Origin of the sequence: Pedobacter hartonius (assembly GCF_900107535.1) — a bacterium.
GTDB lineage: Bacteria > Bacteroidota > Bacteroidia > Sphingobacteriales > Sphingobacteriaceae > Pedobacter > Pedobacter hartonius.
Genome location: NZ_FNRA01000004.1, coordinates 295,761 through 314,292, shown reverse-complemented (window position 1 = coordinate 314,292; position 18,532 = coordinate 295,761). Strand labels below are relative to the sequence as shown.

At 44.8% G+C, this 18,532-nt stretch carries 18 protein-coding genes; 6 read left to right on the top strand and 12 right to left on the bottom strand.

All coding sequences use genetic code 11. The features are described 5' to 3' along the window. Nucleotides 1-6: 6 nt before the first annotated feature. From BLW16_RS09840 to BLW16_RS09820, 6 genes are all read right to left on the bottom strand, one after another. Nucleotides 7-2,187 (bottom strand): multicopper oxidase domain-containing protein, encoded by a 2,181-nt coding sequence (locus BLW16_RS09840; protein WP_090556406.1) that lies wholly within the window; start codon nt 2,185-2,187, stop codon nt 7-9. A gap of 107 nt (nt 2,188-2,294) precedes the next feature. Continuing rightward, on the bottom strand, nt 2,295-2,513 hold the full coding sequence (locus BLW16_RS23950; RefSeq protein WP_317039953.1) for a hypothetical protein: 219 nt from the start codon (nt 2,511-2,513) through the stop codon (nt 2,295-2,297). A 96-nt stretch (nt 2,514-2,609) separates the two neighbouring features. Next, the gene (locus BLW16_RS09835; protein ID WP_317039952.1) at nt 2,610-3,233 is read right to left on the bottom strand and encodes a YeiH family protein; all 624 of its coding nucleotides are present in this window, start codon (nt 3,231-3,233) and stop codon (nt 2,610-2,612) included. 69 nt (nt 3,234-3,302) lie between these two features. Further along, a complete protein-coding gene (locus tag BLW16_RS09830) occupies nt 3,303-4,199 on the bottom strand; it encodes a LysR family transcriptional regulator (RefSeq protein WP_090556405.1) in 897 nt (298 codons plus the stop codon). A gap of 63 nt (nt 4,200-4,262) precedes the next feature. Then, nucleotides 4,263-5,018: a CHASE3 domain-containing protein gene (locus BLW16_RS09825; protein ID WP_090556404.1), complete on the bottom strand. Its 756-nt coding sequence runs from the start codon at nt 5,016-5,018 to the stop codon at nt 4,263-4,265. A 171-nt stretch (nt 5,019-5,189) separates the two neighbouring features. Beyond that, the gene (locus BLW16_RS09820; RefSeq protein ID WP_090556403.1) at nt 5,190-5,369 is read right to left on the bottom strand and encodes a histone H1; all 180 of its coding nucleotides are present in this window, start codon (nt 5,367-5,369) and stop codon (nt 5,190-5,192) included. Nucleotides 5,370-5,536: 167 nt separating this feature from the next. Between BLW16_RS09820 and BLW16_RS09815 the strand changes: the two genes are divergently transcribed. Continuing rightward, complete coding sequence (locus BLW16_RS09815; protein ID WP_090556402.1) at nt 5,537-5,884, top strand: hypothetical protein; 348 nt, start codon at nt 5,537-5,539, stop codon at nt 5,882-5,884. Here the strand turns inward: BLW16_RS09815 and BLW16_RS09810 are convergent. From BLW16_RS09810 to BLW16_RS09800, 3 genes are read right to left on the bottom strand one after another with little or no spacing between them, the layout of a single operon-like run. After that, nucleotides 5,881-7,476: an MFS transporter gene (locus BLW16_RS09810; RefSeq protein WP_090556401.1), complete on the bottom strand. Its 1,596-nt coding sequence runs from the start codon at nt 7,474-7,476 to the stop codon at nt 5,881-5,883. The genes BLW16_RS09815 and BLW16_RS09810 overlap by 4 nt on opposite strands. Next, nucleotides 7,477-8,535, bottom strand: coding sequence for an HlyD family secretion protein (locus BLW16_RS09805; RefSeq protein ID WP_090556400.1), 1,059 nt, complete (start codon nt 8,533-8,535; stop codon nt 7,477-7,479). It abuts the gene before it with no gap. Nucleotide 8,536: 1 nt separating this feature from the next. Continuing rightward, nucleotides 8,537-9,865 carry a TolC family protein gene (locus tag BLW16_RS09800; protein ID WP_090556399.1) on the bottom strand — a complete coding sequence of 443 codons (1,329 nt, stop codon included), beginning with the start codon at nt 9,863-9,865 and terminating at the stop codon, nt 8,537-8,539. An 83-nt stretch (nt 9,866-9,948) separates the two neighbouring features. Here BLW16_RS09800 and BLW16_RS09795 point away from each other — a divergent pair, with 83 nt between their 5' ends. Further along, nucleotides 9,949-10,746, top strand: coding sequence for a helix-turn-helix domain-containing protein (locus BLW16_RS09795; protein ID WP_090556398.1), 798 nt, complete (start codon nt 9,949-9,951; stop codon nt 10,744-10,746). Between the two features lie 75 nt (nt 10,747-10,821). On the opposite strand, the gene BLW16_RS09790 is transcribed toward BLW16_RS09795, so the two are convergent. Beyond that, nucleotides 10,822-12,759, bottom strand: a complete 1,938-nt coding sequence (locus BLW16_RS09790; protein WP_090556397.1) for a KUP/HAK/KT family potassium transporter — start codon at nt 12,757-12,759, stop codon at nt 10,822-10,824. Nucleotides 12,760-13,009: 250 nt separating this feature from the next. On the opposite strand from BLW16_RS09790, the gene BLW16_RS09785 reads away from it, so the two are divergent. The 4 genes from BLW16_RS09785 (at nt 13,010) to BLW16_RS09770 (ending at nt 16,960) form a co-directional block, all read left to right on the top strand. Beyond that, nucleotides 13,010-13,252, top strand: a complete 243-nt coding sequence (locus BLW16_RS09785) for a hypothetical protein (protein WP_090556396.1) — start codon at nt 13,010-13,012, stop codon at nt 13,250-13,252. An 83-nt stretch (nt 13,253-13,335) separates the two neighbouring features. Next, on the top strand, nt 13,336-13,977 hold the full coding sequence (locus tag BLW16_RS09780) for a DUF47 domain-containing protein (RefSeq protein WP_175470536.1): 642 nt from the start codon (nt 13,336-13,338) through the stop codon (nt 13,975-13,977). A 6-nt stretch (nt 13,978-13,983) separates the two neighbouring features. Continuing rightward, on the top strand, nt 13,984-15,129 hold the full coding sequence (locus BLW16_RS09775; protein WP_090556394.1) for a metallophosphoesterase family protein: 1,146 nt from the start codon (nt 13,984-13,986) through the stop codon (nt 15,127-15,129). Further along, nucleotides 15,104-16,960 (top strand): ABC transporter ATP-binding protein, encoded by a 1,857-nt coding sequence (locus BLW16_RS09770; RefSeq protein ID WP_175470535.1) that lies wholly within the window; start codon nt 15,104-15,106, stop codon nt 16,958-16,960. Before BLW16_RS09775 ends, BLW16_RS09770 begins: the two co-directional genes overlap by 26 nt. A 1-nt stretch (nt 16,961) precedes the next feature. Here BLW16_RS09770 and BLW16_RS09765 read toward each other — a convergent pair whose 3' ends face one another. Together BLW16_RS09765 and BLW16_RS09760 are read right to left on the bottom strand one after the other, a co-directional pair. Continuing rightward, complete coding sequence (locus tag BLW16_RS09765) at nt 16,962-17,471, bottom strand: hypothetical protein (protein WP_090556393.1); 510 nt, start codon at nt 17,469-17,471, stop codon at nt 16,962-16,964. A 2-nt stretch (nt 17,472-17,473) separates the two neighbouring features. Next, nucleotides 17,474-18,367, bottom strand: a complete 894-nt coding sequence (locus tag BLW16_RS09760; protein WP_090556392.1) for an aldo/keto reductase — start codon at nt 18,365-18,367, stop codon at nt 17,474-17,476. Between the last annotated feature and the right edge of the window lie 165 nt (nt 18,368-18,532).

The window sequence follows — 18,532 nt, the reverse complement described above, 5'->3', positions numbered from 1 at the left end:
CGGGGCTTAGTAAGTGAGCGTTAAACCTCCGCCCCAGCCCATATCGCTATCGTAGTGGCTGGACAGGGAGAAGTACCTGGTTAAAGTATATTTCAGTCCCAGGGCATACTCCCTGTCGGTATTTGCCATAAAGTTGGCCCGCAGCCTTTTGGAAACAGGAATATCCTCCCTGCTCAGCTGGAACCTGTATTTACCATCGCCATCAATTCTGGCATCGGCAACGACCAGCATGGGCAAAGTATACGCCAGACCTGCAACCACCGTCTTCCGGTTATTTTTATTGCTCTGCTGCCCGAAAAGATTCTTCTCTGCTTCATCTGTTTTTCTGTAATGGTAATCAAAACCTATATAGGGCATAAACCACTGCATCGCACCAAGGTACCTTCCTACCATGGTCTCACTTTCATAGCCCTTACTGCTGCTTGTGCCCAGATGCCATAACGTATTGATCTTCCAGCGTGTATTGGCTACAGCGGCCATACCATCAGAACCATTGCTTTCCAGTCCGGCGCTGGCCGTTGCATGAAATTTGCGGTCGTCCTTATAAATTTGCCGCAATGCATAACGTGGATCAGGCACTTCCGGATTCGGGGGCGAATTCTCATATTCGAATATCCGGCCCATTCCGCTCATCATATGGTACAGGATATGACAGTGAAAAAACCAGTCGCCGCTTTCCGTAGCGGCAAACTCAATGGTATCTGTTTCCATCGGCATAATATCCAGTGTATTTTTTAAGGGTGAATAGTCACCGTTGCCATTCAGCACCCTGAAAAAATGCCCGTGAAGGTGCATGGGATGCCGCATCATTGTATGGTTAGTGAGAATGACCCGAACGTTCTCTCCTTTTTTGATCAGGATCTTGTCTGCCTCTGATACCGTTTTGTTATTGATGGACCATACGTAGCGGTTCATATTTCCTGTCAGCTCAAAGTTCATCGACCTCACGGGCCCGTCCGGAAGCGTTGTTTTCACGGGCGATTTCAGCATGCCATAATCCAGCGTGGTGATATCGCCTTCCGGGATTTTTCCTTTGCCGTCACCTGTGATTTCGGGGTACATCACGTTGTTCATATCCATTTGCTGGTTGGCCATCTCCATCCCCTCCATCATTTTCATTTTGCCGCTCAGCGTCATCATGCCGTTCATCATCTTCATTCCCTCAAAATATTTCAATCCGGGCAGTCCGGGAGCATCCACTTCCGCGCCCTTCCCCAACCAGAGCGAGGTAAACTTTGTCCTGTCCTCTGCCGTAGCGCGGAATTCATACCGCTTATTTTCCGGGATGGTAACCATCACATCATAGGTTTCGGCTACTGCAATGATCAGCCTGTCCACCTCAACTGGCACTACATCCATTCCGTCATTGGCCACTACAGTCATCTTGCCACCCCCATAGGTAAGCCAGAAATACGTTGAAGAGCCCCCATTAACTATCCTCAGCCTTACTTTTTCACCAGCCTTAAACTGAGGCTGCTCATTGAGGGTCTTTCCGTTGATCAGAAACCGGTCATAGGCCACATCACTCACATCCATTGCAGCCATCCGCTTCCACTCATTGGTCACTTTAGTCATGAAATGCCCCTGCCTGATGGCTTCGGCATAACTCTGAACAGCATTCTTTTTTATCGCAAACCAATCTGATGCATTGTGCAGGCGCCGGTCAATTTCCATGGCATCCATATCTGCCCAGTCGCTGATCACCATGTTATATTCTTTGAGTACAGGCGCTTCCCTCTTGTGAATAATAAAGGCACCGTAAAGGCCCATCTGTTCCTGCATTGTGGTATGGGAATGGTACCAGTACGTTCCGTTCTGTACCAGGGGGAATTTGAATACATGTGTATCCCCTGCCTTAATGGGCTGAGTGGTGAGGTAAGATACTCCATCATAGCGGTTGGGCAGGATCAGTCCGTGCCAGTGGATAGAGGTTTCTTCATGCAGGGTATTGTGTACATAGATTTCCGCGGTATCACCTTCGGCGAATTCGAGCACAGGACCGGGTATGGTACCATTGATCGCCATTGCCATGCTTTCTTTACCTGTGTAATTCACCATTTTATGCCCGATGGTCAGATCATAACGGACCGTTTTCGGTTTGCCATTCGTCAGCATCTGTCCACTACAAACAAAAAAGGTAAAAAAGAGAATTACTGTGGGTAAGAATTTTGGGTTGTAAATGCTCATGGTTAGCTTCAGGGTCCTGTAAAATAATACAGGATAAAGGTAGAAAGCTTTGGGATGATGCTTTTACAGAATTGAAGTTAATTTTTATATAATTTATACTTGCGTGATTACCGGACGAGTGAGATGACGGCCCATAATGAAACTGCTGATATCGCTGCCCATAGCAGTGTTCCCTGCAGGAATGGTTTCAGCCCAACAGACCTCACTACACTGAGCGATAATCCAGTGCCAATCAGGAACAGCGTTAAGGTTAGGCCTTTTTTGGCCAGGGCAATGATAAAGGGAGAAAGCGGCTTCAGAAAGGGCAGATAGGTATTGGCCAACATCGCAAGAATAAAAAGACCGATAAAATAAGGGATCTTTATTCTCCTGCGGTCTGCTTTAAAGAAAAAAGCCGTTCCGAATGCTACAGGAATGATCCATTAGGCTCGTGCTAATTTAACGGTAGTGGCTATCTGGAGTGCCTGCTCTCCATATTTACCGGCCGCGCCGACTACCGAACTGGTATCATGGATGGCTATTGCACACCACATGCCAAACTGGCCCTGGGACAGGTGCATTGCCCGCCCGACAGCGGGGAAGAGAAACAGGGCAACAGCGTTCAGCATAAAAACGATTCCCAGGGAAACGGAAATCTCTTTTTCGCTGGCTTTCATCACCGGCGATAGGGCAGCGATAGCACTCCCCCCGCAAATTGCCGTTCCTGCAGCAATGAGAAAGGAGGTCTTAGGCCCCGTATGGAATAACTTGCCGAGTACAAAACCGGCAGACAAAACCACAAAAATAGAAACTACAGTAAACAAGATGCCCTCTCTTCCTGCTTCCAGGGCGGTCACTACATTCATCCCAAATCCAAGTCCGACGACAGAGAATTTCAGCAGCCAGTTAGTGGCCCTGTGATTCAGCCCGGCAAAGGGGTGTTCCATCAGCTGGGCCAGTATCAGCCCCAGCAACAGCGCCAGCGGCGGCGATATGAATGGCAGCAGACATAAAAGTATGGCTGAAATAAATAGGAATTTGCGGGCATTTAACTGGAGTTGCATCATCTATGTTTATTGTTGATCAAAGATGCTGATCTCAGTTACGCTTTTAAAATTGATAAAATTAATCTGCCATTACTTCAAGTTATGGGATAACATCACATGACGAAGAAATACTTCAGAGAGTCCGTCCGTTTTACCCTGCAGATGGATGAAATAAAAATTCCTTGAAATATTCAATCCTGCAACATCGATTACCCGTAGTGTGCCACTGTGGAGTTCATTGCTGATGGCATGAACAGAGATAAAAGCCAGGCAATTTGAATGCATCAAATATGATTTTATACTTTCCGTGCTGCCCAGCTGTATTTCTATGTTCAGATCGGACAGCCGCATGCCCACACCTTTTAAAGCATAGTCCAGCACTTGCAGTGTACCGGATCCCTGTTCCCTGATCACAAACGGATTAGATCTCAGCATTTCGGGATCAAGTTCCGTACGTCCTGCAAAAGGATGGTTTTTACCGCAAACCAGTACAATTTCATCCATTATAAATTCGGTATAGCTGATCTCCTGGTTCCTGGATCGTCCTTCCACGATACCAAGCGCTATTTCTTTGTCCAGCAAAGCCCTCTCGATCTGCTCCGTATTGCCATTGATCAGATGGAGTTGTATGGCACTGAACTTTTGATGAAATCCGGCCAGCAGCGGTGCGATCACATATTGTGCGATCGTCGTGCTGGCACCAATGCGAAGGGTTCCCTCTTTTTTATGCACCAGTGCATTCATATCAAAATCAATATTCCTGTAGATAGCAAAAAGTGATTCCGTATGGCTCAGTAATACCTCCCCTGCCTTTGTAAGGGTGATCTTGTTCCCCTTTCGTTCAAAGAGCTTATTGTCATACTGCTGTTCCAGTTCATAAATATGTTTGGTTACCGCCGGCTGGGTAATATACAAGCTGGCAGCGGCCTTTGTAAAGCTCAGGCGCCTGGCAACGGTATGAAAAACTTCTAAACGAAAATCTGACATGAGGCAGGTAAATTAATCATTATTTGCGAGGTTATGCATGCCTGCCATGACATCATCAGGATACTATTCAAAATCTGAATCCCTGATTCTGACATCATAATTTCCCTTTGAGATCTGTTCGGCCAGATCACTGATCACTTTAATATTCTTTTCCGTCATTTCTTCTTTCTGTTCGAGAATTTCCTGAAGCCTTTCATTTTCTGCCATGTTGTTCTTCATACGGCGGTAAAAAGCGAAGGTGATGATTACGGCAATGAAAGAAGCCAGCAGAATAAGTACAGGTGTAAAAGTGGCGAACGTATCCATTTTTGATGTTCTTGAGACAAGCAGCTGACGCTCCCGCTGCTCCATCACCCTGATCAGGCTTCGGATATGATCCATGATCGCTTTTCCTTCGAGCAGTTTGCGCTCAGTTACCGGTATTCCCCGCTTACGGTCAGCTATGGTGGTATTGATAAAGACGTATTTGTTTTCAATCAGTTCACGGAGATAGGGAAAGTCTTTCTGTTGTACCTGATTGTCGGTAGTCAGCAATTGGGCATGATCAATTAAATCCCCTATATCTTCTTTCGAGCCGTTATAGGGTTCAAGAAAAACAGGATCGGCAGTCAGCAAAAAACCACGCTGCCCGGTTTCTGCATCTTTCAGCCTCGAAATGATATTGTCCAGCTCCTGGATCACCTGGAAGGTGTGGTCAACCCAGTAGTCACTTTCAAGCAACTTGCGGATACTAATGTAGGAAGCTGCGGAGCTGATAATTAAAACGGCAAGAGAAATGCCTAATCCTAAGCGTATATTTCTTCTAAAGGTATTGACCATATTTACTGAAACTCAAATAAAATATTTTATGTTTCACAAATATAGAATAGATTTCCTTCAAAATACCGCCGGGCCGGAGGTGAATAGAAATATGAACTAATGAAAAATCCCGAATAGTAAATACCATCCGGGATTTTTGCAATAGCTTGCGGTTCGCGAAACTAAAGTATTTTATTTAGCAGTGTTTTTCTTATCAGTTACTTCAGTACGGATGTCCTGAGCAAGTGTTTTCAAATCTTGCATTGCTTTACGTACTCTAGTACCAGCTGCACCATTACCTGAATTGTAAAACTTGTCTGCATCAGCCTCAACTCCAGCAATTAGTTCTTTTAATTTTGCGAATTTTTCCATGATATTTTGTTAATTAAATTTGATTTATGGGCTTAAAGGTAATAATTATTGGTTTTCTTCCAAATCATTAACGCATGAATATACGGTTTTAATATCCCTGCAGGTTTATTTAAAACCATTTGGGGCGGCCTTTGTTAAATAACAGGCCTCCTAAATCAGGCAAAACTATGAAAAACGAAAAGGAAGAACAAAAGCACAAAGCTCCTGATAATGAGCAATATGACATTGCAAATCCACAAAATTTAACGCAACCTCAGTTCAATAGCACAACGGCACACCGTGAAGGTCCCGGATTACCCGCTGTGGAAAACTTAAATCAAATAAAAGGCTTAAAAACCGATCTGAAAGATGCCAGGGAGGACGATTCCGACCCTTCGGCACCTAACAATGATGAATCTTTGTATGGTAAAAACACCAAAACAGACCTTGGAGCCGGCCAGCGGGATGAAGGCGAAGGTGAGGCTGAAAAGATCATCCGCACCGGATCATCCTCCCCGAAAAATAAGCTGAGTTAATAACCTACGGGAGCTGGTTGGCTCGACATCAGGTTGATCCTGGTTTTATTCAGATAAGGAAACAGGGCAATGACCATTAGGATGATGATCAGAATAATACTGATAAAGAGGTAGTAGTCCATCATTGTCCTGAGCGATGCCTGACTGTCAATCGTGCGGCTTAACAGGCCCCTGGCTATTTTGGCTGCCTGGTCTGGCGCCACTCCTTTCGCTGTTACTGCAGCGGTGTAGGCCTTCAGCCGGTCGGACGCAATACCGTCTGCACCACTCAGCTGGTCCTGAAACCTGTTGACATGGATTGCCTTATGCTGTAACTGGAAATAGTTGATTACGGCAATACTGCTGCAAAAACCTGTAAATCTGAAGAATACCCCCATAGCCGATGCAGAACCCGCTAAATTAAGTGAAACCGAAGAGATCATAAAAATAATGATCGGCGCCATCAGCATCCCCGCCCCCATTCCCTGTACAAACAGCGGGATAATAAAGGTGGGGTAGTCAGCCTGACTGCTGAAAAGGAACCACATCCAGACATGGAAAACGAGCAACATAAAAAAGCCGTACATCCAGATCAGCCGTATAGGTCTTTTCAGAATAATCAGCCTGGATGAAATGAGTATACTGACTGCAATCCCGCCGATATTGGCAATCATCAGGTAACCGATATGCCTGGGGTCCATCCCAAGAACGGATGCAAAGTACTGGGAGGTCATTCCCAAAGCACCCCGTACAATATATAAGGTAAAGATCATGAATACCCCGATATTGAAATTCCTGGATTTAAAGACAGACATATCAAGATAAGGACGCTTTAAATGTATCTGACGCACAATAGTGAGGATAAGCAGTGCCGTACTGGCGACTACGTTCCACAAGATCCTTGAATCCTGAAGCCAGTAGTACTGCTCACCGTAAATCAGTACATATCCCAGGCTGCAGAGCAGGCAGGAATAAATGATGAAACTGTAAAAGTCGAGCTGATAAAGCGGCATTTTTTTGTTCAGACGTACATTATTCATAATTATCAGGAGCATCACCGTTCCCGGCAGGTACGCGAAGATTATAAATTTGTAAAGCACGTTAAAATCAAATGCATCAATAATGGGGGCTGTGATGATCGTAGAAAGCGGGGTAATACACAACAAAAGCCCATGAAAAATGGAATAACCGATTTCCCTGGCCCTCTCACTGTGCAGGCTGCCGAAGATCAGTGTAATGCAGATGCTGGTAGACATACAATTGGCCATGCCCTGTAAAAATCTGAATGCAAATAAAATGCTCAGGCTATGTGTATGAAAACATAGATAAGAGGTAACAACCTGCAGAATGGTAGAGATCAGAAAATACTCCCTTGTAGCTGTGAACACAAAAAATCGTCTTTCCAACGCAAAAAAACCGGCTACAGCAGCATAAAATGCAATCATAGAATACTGTACATCTGAAGGTTCAATACCGTAATACCCCGCCGCACCGGGGGCATTGGCAGTAGAAAGCCCAAACAAGAGCAGGCCGGGAACGATCACAATGAAAATAGTCGCCCTGATCAGCCATACAGGAACCCACGATCTGAATACTGGTAATACCGAACTCATCTAATCTTTTTTTATACTGATATTGGCATTCATGCCTGCACGCAGCTGTGCCAGCACATCCGGGCTTTCTGTGAGTTTGATTTTCACAGGTATCCGCTGTACGATCTTCACAAAATTACCTGTAGAATTGTCTGGCGGCAGCAAAGAGAAACGGGCCCCGGTTGCAGGAGACAGGGAAACGATCGTTCCTTTAAATTTCTTTCCCGGAAAGGCATCGGCCGTGACTTCGGCAGTACCGCCAATATGCATATGGGAGATCTGTGTTTCCTTGAAATTTGCGATCACCCATTTCCCGGCATCCTGATCAACGATATAGGCAAGTGTTTGTCCTGCCTGGATCAGCTGCCCCTGCTGGATCGTTCTTCTTCCCATTTTACCATTGTATGGCGCCCGGATGATCGTATACCCCACATCCAGTTTGTTCCTGTTCAGCAATGCCTGACGACGTTTGATCTCCGCCTCATAAACACCTTTCTGTGACCTGATATCATTCACTTTTGACAGTGAAGCCTGGTAATTTTCCTGTGCGGAGCGGTATTCCGAGGTGGCTACGTCCAGTGCGGCCCTGCTGTTCTCCAGTTGCTGCTGTGTAGCAGATTCCACTTTAAATAATTTGGAATAACGGTCATAATCTTGCTGTGCCCTGGTCAATTTAGCTCTGGCAGAGGCAATTTGCGACTGGCTCGCCTGCGACATTTTGGCGCTGGTCGCAACGTTACTTTCCAGTACCTGAATCTGTGCCTGTGCATTCGATAATGCTGCTTCACCTTCTTCCTGCTGCAATTGATACTCACTATTATCGATGATCAGCAGGGTATCGCCCTTCCTCACATCCTGGTTTTCCTCATATTTGATCTCCCTGATAAATCCCGTTACACGGGAAGTAACCGGGTTGATGTATTCTTCTACCTGGGCGTCATTGGTTTCCTCATAACTGTACAGCTCAATCAGGGCTATTACTCCCCAAACTGCCAGTCCTATGGCGATCACTCCCGCTATCCATGCTGTTATTCTCGTGATTAACAGGTCAGTCTGTGTATATTTATTCTGTGTTTGCATTTTAGAGGTTGCCTATGGCCTTTTGTAATTGATAATATTGTAGTTGTGCTGCAATCCTTGCTGCAGCGTAATCAAAACGGGTTTGCAGTAACTGTGTATCCGCATCCAGCAGGTCAGTAATTAATGACAGCTGGTTGAAATATGTATTGTTGACAATCCTGAGATTTTCTGTAGCCTGGCTGATATTTTCTTTGGCCACATCAATACGGGTTAAGGCCTCCTTAAACCTTAGGAAAGCCTCATTTACTTCCTGTCTGATCTTGTCCTCCGTATCGGCATGCTCCACCTCCTGCTGCTGGTATTGTATTTCGGCTGCTTTTACCTTGTGCCTGTTGTGGTAAAGGGCAGAGATCGGAACACTGGCCTTGATCCCGTTAAAACCAAGCCCGTATAGCCCAATCGAGTAGGGAAAAATCAGGATCTGAGGATAGCTATAATTATAATTGCTGTAAAGCCCCAGTTTAATTGCTCCGTTTGCTTTTACACTTTTGATATTTAACTTGCTCAGCTGCGTTTCCTTTTCAGAGATCCTGTAGGCCGGAGAGTTTTCTATTGCATCATTCAGATAGTCAGCATAAGATTTCAGAACAGGCATTTCGGCACTATCGCTATCTTCGGTCTCAATCACCGACTGTTCTGGTAAACCTGTCAGGATATTTAGTTTCTGATTGGCAATAAGAATGTCATTGTCCAGCTGAATGAGTGACATTTTTTGTCTGGATAATTTTAGTGTTCCCCTCAGCAAATCGCTTTTCAGTACTACTCCGTTTTTGAGGAGCTCCCGGATCTCTGCCAGTTGTTTCTCCTGGGTGCTGATATCCTTCAGTAGCAGTGTTTTAAAGATCCGGCTACGCTGTAAATCGAGATAATAAGCTGTAGCCCTGAGTTTGATTTCTTCAGTTGTTAGATTTTTTTGCGCAACAGCAATCTCATTTTCCTTCTTTTCCTTTGCAATATTGGTGTTTACTTTTCCACCGTTATATAAATTCAGATAAGCCTCTGCCCCAAAGCTATAAACGGTATGTGTAGGGAGCTCATACTGGTCGGGCGTATGAAACAATCCATTGGTGTAGATCGGCAGGTTGGTGATTTTAGAATACTCGCCTTCTGCGGAGATCTCAGGAAGGCGCTCAGCTTTCGCATCCTTAACCCCTTCCAGGCTGCGCAGTACCTTGAAGTCCTGCATTTTCAATGTTTTACTGTTGGCGGCTACCCTGGACCATATCTCGGGAAGAGACAGGTGAATATCGTCCAGATGCTGGGCATTTGCGTTGTTCAGCAGGAAGAGCGAGAAACAGGTGAGAACGAAATATTTATTACTGTAGCACATGATATTAAAAAGTTACACAAAATTACATCAATGTTTAACCTGTTATTTTACATATATTACCAATTATTTGTCCATTCCAGCCAATGCAGGATTTAGAGATCACAGCATATTTACATGCGATAGAACTTCAGCCAAAAAGTGTATATATCGTTCATGAAAAAACAGAGCGGCTTTTGCCTATGCATTCGCATACCAAGAGCCAGTTTACTTATGTAGAGGGCGGTATTGCTTATATTTATACCGAGAACAAAACATATTTTATTCCTGCAAGGCATTACGTATGGATTCCAAAGGGACTACCGCATTTTGTGAAAGTGAGGACCTCCGCCACCATTACCCGAAACCTGTATTTTTATACTGACGATGATCATACTGAGCCCTTCTACGGGAAACTGGGCATCTATCCTGTAAACACCCTCTTATATGAAATGATAGGCTTTACGAATAACTGGAACGGTGATATTGAGAAAAAGGACAATACCTATCATTTTATGGCTGCCATAAAGAATATATTGCCGCAGCTGAGCACCAGGTCTTTTCCTATTGCCCTGCCTACTACCACCAACTCCAGGTTAAGGCCCATCGTATTGTATATGGCGCAGTATTTCGGACAGCAAATTACGCTGGAAAGCATTTCCAGCCGGTTTGGAATGGGCGAACGGACTTTATCGCGCTTATTTCAGTCCACCATGAACATCTCTTTTCTGCAGTATCTGAAGCTGCTGAGGATCGTCAGGGCCATTGAAATGATCCTTCAGGAAGACCGTTCTACAACAGATATCGCTTACCTCACCGGTTATAACAGCCTGGCGGCATTCAGTAAAGCATTTTTTCAACTGACAAACATCAGGCCTTCGGACTTTGCCAAACACAATTCTTAACAGCGGCATATTCCGGATTCGTCCTTATTCATAGAAAAAGAGTGCAGGCCACTTACCCCCACTCCCGGGAATGACTTATTTCAATCGCTTCAGGTAAAAATCTGTAGGCAGATCTACAATCAATGGAACCTTTTCCACCGCAACAAAACTTAAATCCAGACCAAAACCCTTTTCTTCGGGCACGCTGAATGTTTTGAGCACAGCATAATAAACCATCGTCACACGCTCAATAAAACGAAGGCTGTTGGATGTAGAAAGTACTTTCTCTATCACAACAAACCTGAAATCACCTGCTATTTTGTGTTCTTTCAGGGAGGTATATTTACTGGTGATATCAATTTCACCATTTTTAACCAGTTCTTCCACAACCTTTCTGAACAGGACATTCACGCGCTGTTCAACCCTGAAGCCCAGACGGAAGTCTATCCTTACCAGTTTTTTATCAATCAGCTGCTCTACTTTATATTCCATTGTAAATGGTTCATCCGTTACATCCACATGCAGCAACCAATATACATCGGCCCTTTTAGGATGTTTCTGGATCATGGAGTACATGATAGAAGATTCAATTTCTGAATTAAAGTTGGCACTCGTCAGGTATACCAGCTGGGAAGCATATTTTGGAATAGACTCATCCTCACTGATCTTACTGATGATCGGATAAAATTTCTCAATATCTACAAACCGCATATAACGGTTTCTGATCCTTCTTCCGTTAGACCATGCCCACATGATAGAGAACAGGGAAACACCCAATATCAATGTGAACCAGCCTCCATGAAGTATCTTAGCCGCATTTCCGGCCAGGAATGTCAGTTCGATTATACCATAAACTGTAAGGAATATCACAATAAGGTATTTCGGCACCTTTTTGCGCATCAGGAATATAGACACCAGAATTGTAGTCATCAGCATCGCCACCGTGATAGACAGACCATATGCGGCCTCCATATTTTCAGATTTCTGAAAGATCAGCACCACCAGGATACAACCGATAAATAATACCCAGTTCATAGAAGGCACATACAGCTGTCCTTTTGAATTACTTGGGTAGTTGATCTTTACTTTTGGCCATAAGTTTAAACGTACCGCCTCAGAGATCAGCGTGAACGATCCGGAGATCAGCGCCTGGCTGGCAACTGCCGCCGCCACGGTAGCGATCAGGATACCGTAGATCAGGAACCACTGCGGCATGATATGAAAGAAAGGGTTGATACCTCCCAGGTGTTTGCCATGCAGCTGAAGCAGCCATACGCCCTGCCCCATATAGTTCAGGATCAGACATATTTTCACATATACCCAGCTGACACGGATGTTAGACCGTCCGCAGTGCCCAAGATCTGAATATAAGGCTTCTGCTCCCGTAGTACAAAGGAAAACTGCACCGATGATTAAAAAAGCTTCGGGGTTTGTAGTCAGGATATGATAGGCATAATATGGATTAACTGCTTTGAGTATTTCGGGGAACTGTGCTACATATACGCCTCCCAGCACGGCAATCATGGTAAACCACAGCCACATGATAGGTCCAAAAGCTTTACCGATAAAAGAAGTACCGAATTGCTGGATACCAAAAAGAAAAGTAATGATCAGGATAACGATGGGAACTGTAGGCAGATCGTGGTAAATGATTCCCAGACCTTCAATAGCCGAAGAAACGGTTACTGCCGGTGTCATGATCCCATCGGCGAGCAGGGCTGCCCCGCCAATCATTGCAGGAATGATCAGCCATTTTGCTTTTCGCTTTACCAGGGAATAGAGAGAGAAAATTCCGCCTTCACCTTTATTATCCGCCTGAAGCGTAATGACAACATATTTAATAGTGGTTTGAAGGGTTAATGTCCAGATGATGCATGACAATCCTCCTAAAATAAGATCTGAGGTAATTGGTCTGTCGCCAATAATGGCCTTAAATACGTACAGCGGAGAAGTACCGATATCTCCGTAAATGATCCCTAAGCTTATTAATAAACCAGCTGCTGTTAGTTTATTGACATCTTTGTGATTTCCCATTATTATGTTTTAAAATTAAGTGGCGCAAATGTAGGTATTTGTTAAGTCATTGACGCGCACTATTTTCCTTATTTTTTATATAAATACAATCCATATCATCATCCTGTGTTTTTTATTTTAAACTGTATAATATTTTAACAAGGCTTTTGCTAAATCATTTTATCTACTATGTTAAATCTATGTTAACTCCATCCCGGAATTAACAGAATGATAATTATATATTACGAAATTGTAAACTTAAATTTATCGCGTGCCGATACCTGTTTTTGTTATTTATGAATTACTGCTGAGAGTTCAGCGGTTTGATCCTTCCATCGGATCTTACAAGTCCCATACTTTTAATACATCGGGAGCAGTAGTGATCACTTCCAACAGAAAGTTAAGAATCCGGAAAGCTATCCTGAACAGACAATTTAAAGATCCCGAACTTGTTTTCGAATCAGATCTTCTCCTGATCGCAAAAACCCCTGCAAAAGACACTATCGCGGCTTAGAGGTTCATCTGTTTGTAATCTCATGCTGAATTGATGATGACTTAACATTGCTCTTTTACATTTACGCATCTAAAAGAATGATCATGAACTCCGTATTTAACTTCTTCAGCCCCAGGGATAAAAAGTTCCAGCCTTTATTTGAGCGCGATATTAAAAACCTGGTAGACATTTCACAAAGCCTGGTGCAGACCGTAACTGAGGACAACGAAGAACTGAGGGAGAGCCATTTCAGGGAAACAGAGCGACTGGAACAGGCAGGAGACGATATTTCCCATACCATATTCCTGGAGCTCAGCAAGAATTTCATTACACCTTTTGACAGGGAAGATATCCATTCGCTGGTGAGCGCTATAGATGATATTGCCGATTATATCTATGCCACATCACTCAACATCGAACTCTATAGGATAAATAGTTTTAGCAAAGAGATCATACAGCTCGCCATTTTGATCAATACCATGTGCAAAGATCTGGAAATCGCAATTTTAGAGCTCCGTAACTTTAAAAATATCAAAATTATTGCCGATATTTGTATCACAATAAACAAAGGAGAGAGCGAGGCAGATCATCTTTGCAATACTGCCATTGCGTACCTGTTCGAAGTCGAAACAGACGCCATCGAGCTCATCAAACAAAAGGAGATCCTCCAGAGCCTGGAAATGGCCACAGATAAATGTGACGATGTTGCTAATGTGCTGGAATCTATCTTGATTAAAAACGCGTAAACCAACATGTTGTCAGAAAAAAAAAGTATACCTACAAAACCATTATTCAAATTAAACCAACCCGACGATAATTACAAGTTCCAGCCCCTGCCCCAGCCAATTGGCAACTATCCATACCGCCTGAAGCCAGACATACAGACCCCGGACCCTGATAAAATGATTTTCCAGGTGGTGGGTGATACCGGCGGATTAAAGTCACCAGCCTTCCAGCAGCTTATTGCCGGACAAATGGCAAAACAATATTTACACCCTGAAAGTCCTGCCGCCAAACCATCCTTCCTTTACCACGTCGGCGATATTGTATACCACTTTGGAGAAGCCGAGCAGTATGAACAGCAATTTTTCAAACCCTATAAAGATTACCCCCTCCCTATATATGCCATTCCCGGAAACCATGACGGCGATGTAAACCCCGCGAATCCGACCCCTTATTTAAGTCTTGGCCCCTTCACCAGCGTATTCTGCGGTGTAAAACCAAGACCTGTTCCTTTCGGATCAGCTACTTCACGTAAAAGCGGCATACAGCCAAATGTGTACTGGACCTTACAAACGCCGGTAGCCAATATTATTGGCCTGGCCACCAATGTACCAAAATACGGGGTGATCAGTGAAGAACAAAGGGCCTGGTTTGTTGAAGAGCTTAAACATGCCGCCGCAGAGCATACCGAAAAAGCAATTATTATTGCATTGCACCATGCCCCCTACTCAGCAGACTTTAACCACAGTTCCAGCCTGCCAATGATCACCTTCCTTGAAAGTGCTTTTGACGAGGCCGGCGTTCAACCTGATCTCGTGATGAGCGGACATGTGCACAACTACCAGCGTTTCAGTAAAAGTTATCCTGGCGGAAAGATCACCCCCTACATTGTCTGCGGCGCCGGAGGATTTGACGAATTACACTGGCTTGCTGAGGCGGACGAGGTAGTATACACCAGCGACAGTGAGATCTTTGACACCGTAAAACTTGAAAACTTCTGCGCCATGCAGCATGGGTTCCTGAACCTTGAAGTGCAAAAAACAGATGACGGGCACCAGATCAGCGGGAAATATTACGCCATTCCGCATGAAGGGCTGCAGCCCGGCGAAGATGCTTATCTATATGATGAGTTTGTGTATTTTTGCAAACATGAGAACGAGCAAGCTGTTCAATAAGGATTCCTTACAGGCTACCAGCAAAACTAACCTGACTTTCAGGGAACGCATCGCCGCATTAAGTAACCTGCCCTTGTTTTTAAAAATGGTATGGCGGACAAGCCCGGCAATGACCTTTGCCAATATGCTGCTCCGTATTGCCAGATCAGCTACGCCCCTGGCCATGCTTTATATAGGTAAGCTAATTATCGACAATGTTGTTCTCCTGAGCAAAACACCGCAGCACCATGACCTTACATTATTGTGGGAACTGGTAGCGATTGAATTTGCCCTTGCCATCAGCTCAGATCTGTTAAACCGTATCATCACGCTGATTGATAGCCTCCTGGGTGATCTTTTCTCCAAATATACTTCCATCAGGATTTTGAAACATGCGGCAACATTAGATCTTGACCAGTTTGAAGATTCAGTATTTTATGATAAGCTCGAAAGGGCGCGGCAGCAGACTATCGGCCGTACAGTATTGCTTTCGCAGGTCATGAGCCAGGTGCAGGATATGATTACGATGGGTTTCCTGGCAGCAGGACTGGTAGTTTTCAACCCCTGGCTGATCTTATTGTTATTTGTAGCTATCCTCCCCTCCTTCCTGGGCGAATCTCATTTTAACGACCGCAGTTATGTCCTCACCAGGACCCAAACACCAGAAAAAAGAGAACTCGATTATCTCCGGTTTTTGGGTGCAAGTGATGAAACTGCAAAAGAGCTGAAGATATTTGACCTGTCCGGCTTTGTCATTGAACGTTTTTCTATGCTGTCTGACCGCTTTTACACAGCGAATAAAAAGTTGTCCATACAACGTTCTGCCTGGGGCACCATTTTCGCCCTGATCGGCACCGCAGGCTATTATGGCGCTTATATCATTATTATCCTTGATACGGTTTCCGGAAAGGCAACCATCGGGGAGCTTACCTTCCTCGCAGGCTCTTTCCGTCAGCTCCGGTCACTACTCGAAACTATTCTGAACCGGTTCAGCTCCGTGTCGCAGGGAGCCATTTACCTGCGCGACTTTTTTGATTTCTTTGAGATCAAACCCAGGATCATTACTGCACTGAAACCTATCCCTTTCCCTAATCCCATAAAATCGGGCTTCAAGTTTGAGAATGTGGGCTTTCAGTACCTGAATTCCGAACGCTGGGCAAACAGGCATCTCAATTTTACCCTGTATCCGGGTGAAAAACTGGCACTGGTGGGAGAAAACGGGGCAGGAAAAACAACACTGGTAAAATTACTGTCGAGATTGTACGATCCTACCGAAGGGCGCATCCTGCTGGATGGCAAAGATCTCAGAGATTATGACCTTGCAGATCTGCGGATGAACCTGGGCATTATTTTCCAGGACTATATCCGTTATCAGATGAACTTTTCGCAGAACATCGCTGTAGGTAACATCAAAGAAAAAGAGAACGCTACCCTCATCCGCTCTGCCGCGCATCAGAGCATGGCCGACCTGCTGGCGGAAAAATTGCCACAGCAGTACGAGCAGATGCTGGGTAAACGATTTGCACAGGGGGTGGAACTTTCTGGAGGAGAATGGCAAAAGATTGCGCTGGCCAGAGCCTATATGAAGGATGCACAGCTGCTCATTCTTGACGAGCCCACAGCTTCGCTGGATGCCAGGGCAGAATACGAAGTTTTTCAGCGCTTTGCTGAACTCACCGCTGGTAAATCGGCAGTGCTGATCTCCCATCGCTTTTCAACGGTGAGAATGGCCGACAGGATATTGGTTTTGGAAAAGGGGGAACTGGTAGAGATTGGCAGTCATGAAGAATTACTGCTGAAAAACGGGAGATATGCTGATCTGTTCAATCTCCAGGCAATGGGTTACCGCTAAGCTAATCATAGCTTAAGGAAGTCCAGTGGATCAGGTTTCCGCTGAAATCTTCTTTGAAGTACATAAAGAAATCCGCTATTGTGGGGAAACCATCATTTCTGACCATTTTGGCCAGAGTATGCTTGTCCAGTAATTGATAATCGATAAAAACAGAAGGTCCCAATGGGTTGATCAGCCTCGAATAGTCGATCTGTATCCTCTGTACCGACTGACATTTCAGTGTCGGCGCAAACTGAAACTCCTCGAGCGTGTTTAAATTCACCACCAGCTGAATATCCATTCCCGGTGTCCATTCGTTGTCCAGATCCCTGCGTATCGTATGGATCTTCGGTTCCAGAAAATCACCAAAACGGTCGCCATCCCAGCTTCTTCCAAATTTCGCAATATGACGTCCCTGGTAGTTGAAATAACTTTCTTCAAGATTGCCGGGGCCGCTTAACAGGCCTTTCCATATTTTCTCCAAAAAATAATTGGGCTGATGATTTATTTCGGTACCAAATGATAATTTCATATTTACCTGTGTTCTGAATAACGTTGTGATGCCCTGACACCAGCTAACAAATTCATTTCTTCCGCGGTAAGCGGGGAAAGATCTGAAGCAGCGGTGATATCTTCCAGCTGTGCCAGGGTTCTGATCCCGATGACTGCGCTGCTTACCGGCTGATGCTGCAGCACAAACCGGATGGCTGTCTGGGCCATGCTCCCTTTTCCTGTCACCTGCTGTACGGCTGCTGCAGCCTGGCTAACCTCCTCCGCAGACCATCCCAGGTAAGGTTTCGAAGGTTTATCTACCAGCAGCCCCTGTGCAATACTGCCCCGGCTCAGTACGCTGATGCCATGGTGTTCAAGCAATTCAAAACATTCCTCTTCAGGCCTCCTGTCCAGCAGGCTGTACTGCATCATCACACTCACTATTGCAGACCGCTTTACATATTCCCTGATCACATTTGGCCGGATAGAAGAAATTCCATAGTACCTGATCTTACCCTGCTGTTTCAGCAGTTCGAAAGCCCCGATCGTTTCATCTATAGGGTCATCTATTGTGCCGCCGTGTAACTGGTAAAGATCAATATAATCTGTTTGCAAACGTTTCAGGCTGGCCTCCACGGAAGAAAGGATGTGTTCTTTTGAAGGGTTCCAGTCCCATCCGCTGCCGTCCGCCCTGTACTGATTGCCCACCTTTGTTGCCAGGACCACCTGATCACGCCTGGAACGGATTAAACTTCCTGTTTTCTTCTCATTCTCCCCATTTTCATACAGATCTGCGGTATCAAAATAATTGATCCCCATTTCCAATGCCTGATGAACAATCAATTCATTTTCTTTCGTACTTCCGGTAAGGGACATACAGCCGAAGCCGATCCTGCTGACCTTAAGATCAGATTTTCCTAATGTTGTATACTGCATTTGATGTCACTCATTTAACAAGTTTTCCATCTTCCAAATCGTAAAATACGGCTAATGGCTCATTTGCAATTTATAATATTAGGACTAGCTAAAGAAATTAATTTGAATAATTTCACCCGCCGGGCTGAACGAAAATCAGCTCGCTGAAATCCATTCCTCATCCTC

Excerpts from the sequence above, each read along its gene's own strand:
- BLW16_RS09770 (WP_175470535.1), top strand. The coding sequence starts at position 15,104 with ATGAGAACGAGCAAGCTGTTCAATAAGGATTCCTTACAGGCTACCAGC.
- BLW16_RS09775 (WP_090556394.1), top strand. The coding sequence starts at position 13,984 with ATGTTGTCAGAAAAAAAAAGTATACCTACAAAACCATTATTCAAATTA.
- BLW16_RS09800 (WP_090556399.1), bottom strand. The coding sequence starts at position 9,865 with ATGTGCTACAGTAATAAATATTTCGTTCTCACCTGTTTCTCGCTCTTC.
- BLW16_RS09820 (WP_090556403.1), bottom strand. The coding sequence starts at position 5,369 with ATGGAAAAATTCGCAAAATTAAAAGAACTAATTGCTGGAGTTGAGGCT.
- BLW16_RS09795 (WP_090556398.1), top strand. The coding sequence starts at position 9,949 with ATGCAGGATTTAGAGATCACAGCATATTTACATGCGATAGAACTTCAG.
- BLW16_RS23950 (WP_317039953.1), bottom strand. The coding sequence starts at position 2,513 with ATGTTGGCCAATACCTATCTGCCCTTTCTGAAGCCGCTTTCTCCCTTT.
- BLW16_RS09765 (WP_090556393.1), bottom strand. The coding sequence starts at position 17,471 with ATGAAATTATCATTTGGTACCGAAATAAATCATCAGCCCAATTATTTT.
- BLW16_RS09825 (WP_090556404.1), bottom strand. The coding sequence starts at position 5,018 with ATGGTCAATACCTTTAGAAGAAATATACGCTTAGGATTAGGCATTTCT.
- BLW16_RS09790 (WP_090556397.1), bottom strand. The coding sequence starts at position 12,759 with ATGGGAAATCACAAAGATGTCAATAAACTAACAGCAGCTGGTTTATTA.
- BLW16_RS09760 (WP_090556392.1), bottom strand. The coding sequence starts at position 18,367 with ATGCAGTATACAACATTAGGAAAATCTGATCTTAAGGTCAGCAGGATC.
- BLW16_RS09840 (WP_090556406.1), bottom strand. The coding sequence starts at position 2,187 with ATGAGCATTTACAACCCAAAATTCTTACCCACAGTAATTCTCTTTTTT.
- BLW16_RS09835 (WP_317039952.1), bottom strand. The coding sequence starts at position 3,233 with ATGATGCAACTCCAGTTAAATGCCCGCAAATTCCTATTTATTTCAGCC.
- BLW16_RS09830 (WP_090556405.1), bottom strand. The coding sequence starts at position 4,199 with ATGTCAGATTTTCGTTTAGAAGTTTTTCATACCGTTGCCAGGCGCCTG.
- BLW16_RS09780 (WP_175470536.1), top strand. The coding sequence starts at position 13,336 with ATGAACTCCGTATTTAACTTCTTCAGCCCCAGGGATAAAAAGTTCCAG.
- BLW16_RS09810 (WP_090556401.1), bottom strand. The coding sequence starts at position 7,476 with ATGAGTTCGGTATTACCAGTATTCAGATCGTGGGTTCCTGTATGGCTG.
- BLW16_RS09815 (WP_090556402.1), top strand. The coding sequence starts at position 5,537 with ATGAAAAACGAAAAGGAAGAACAAAAGCACAAAGCTCCTGATAATGAG.
- BLW16_RS09805 (WP_090556400.1), bottom strand. The coding sequence starts at position 8,535 with ATGCAAACACAGAATAAATATACACAGACTGACCTGTTAATCACGAGA.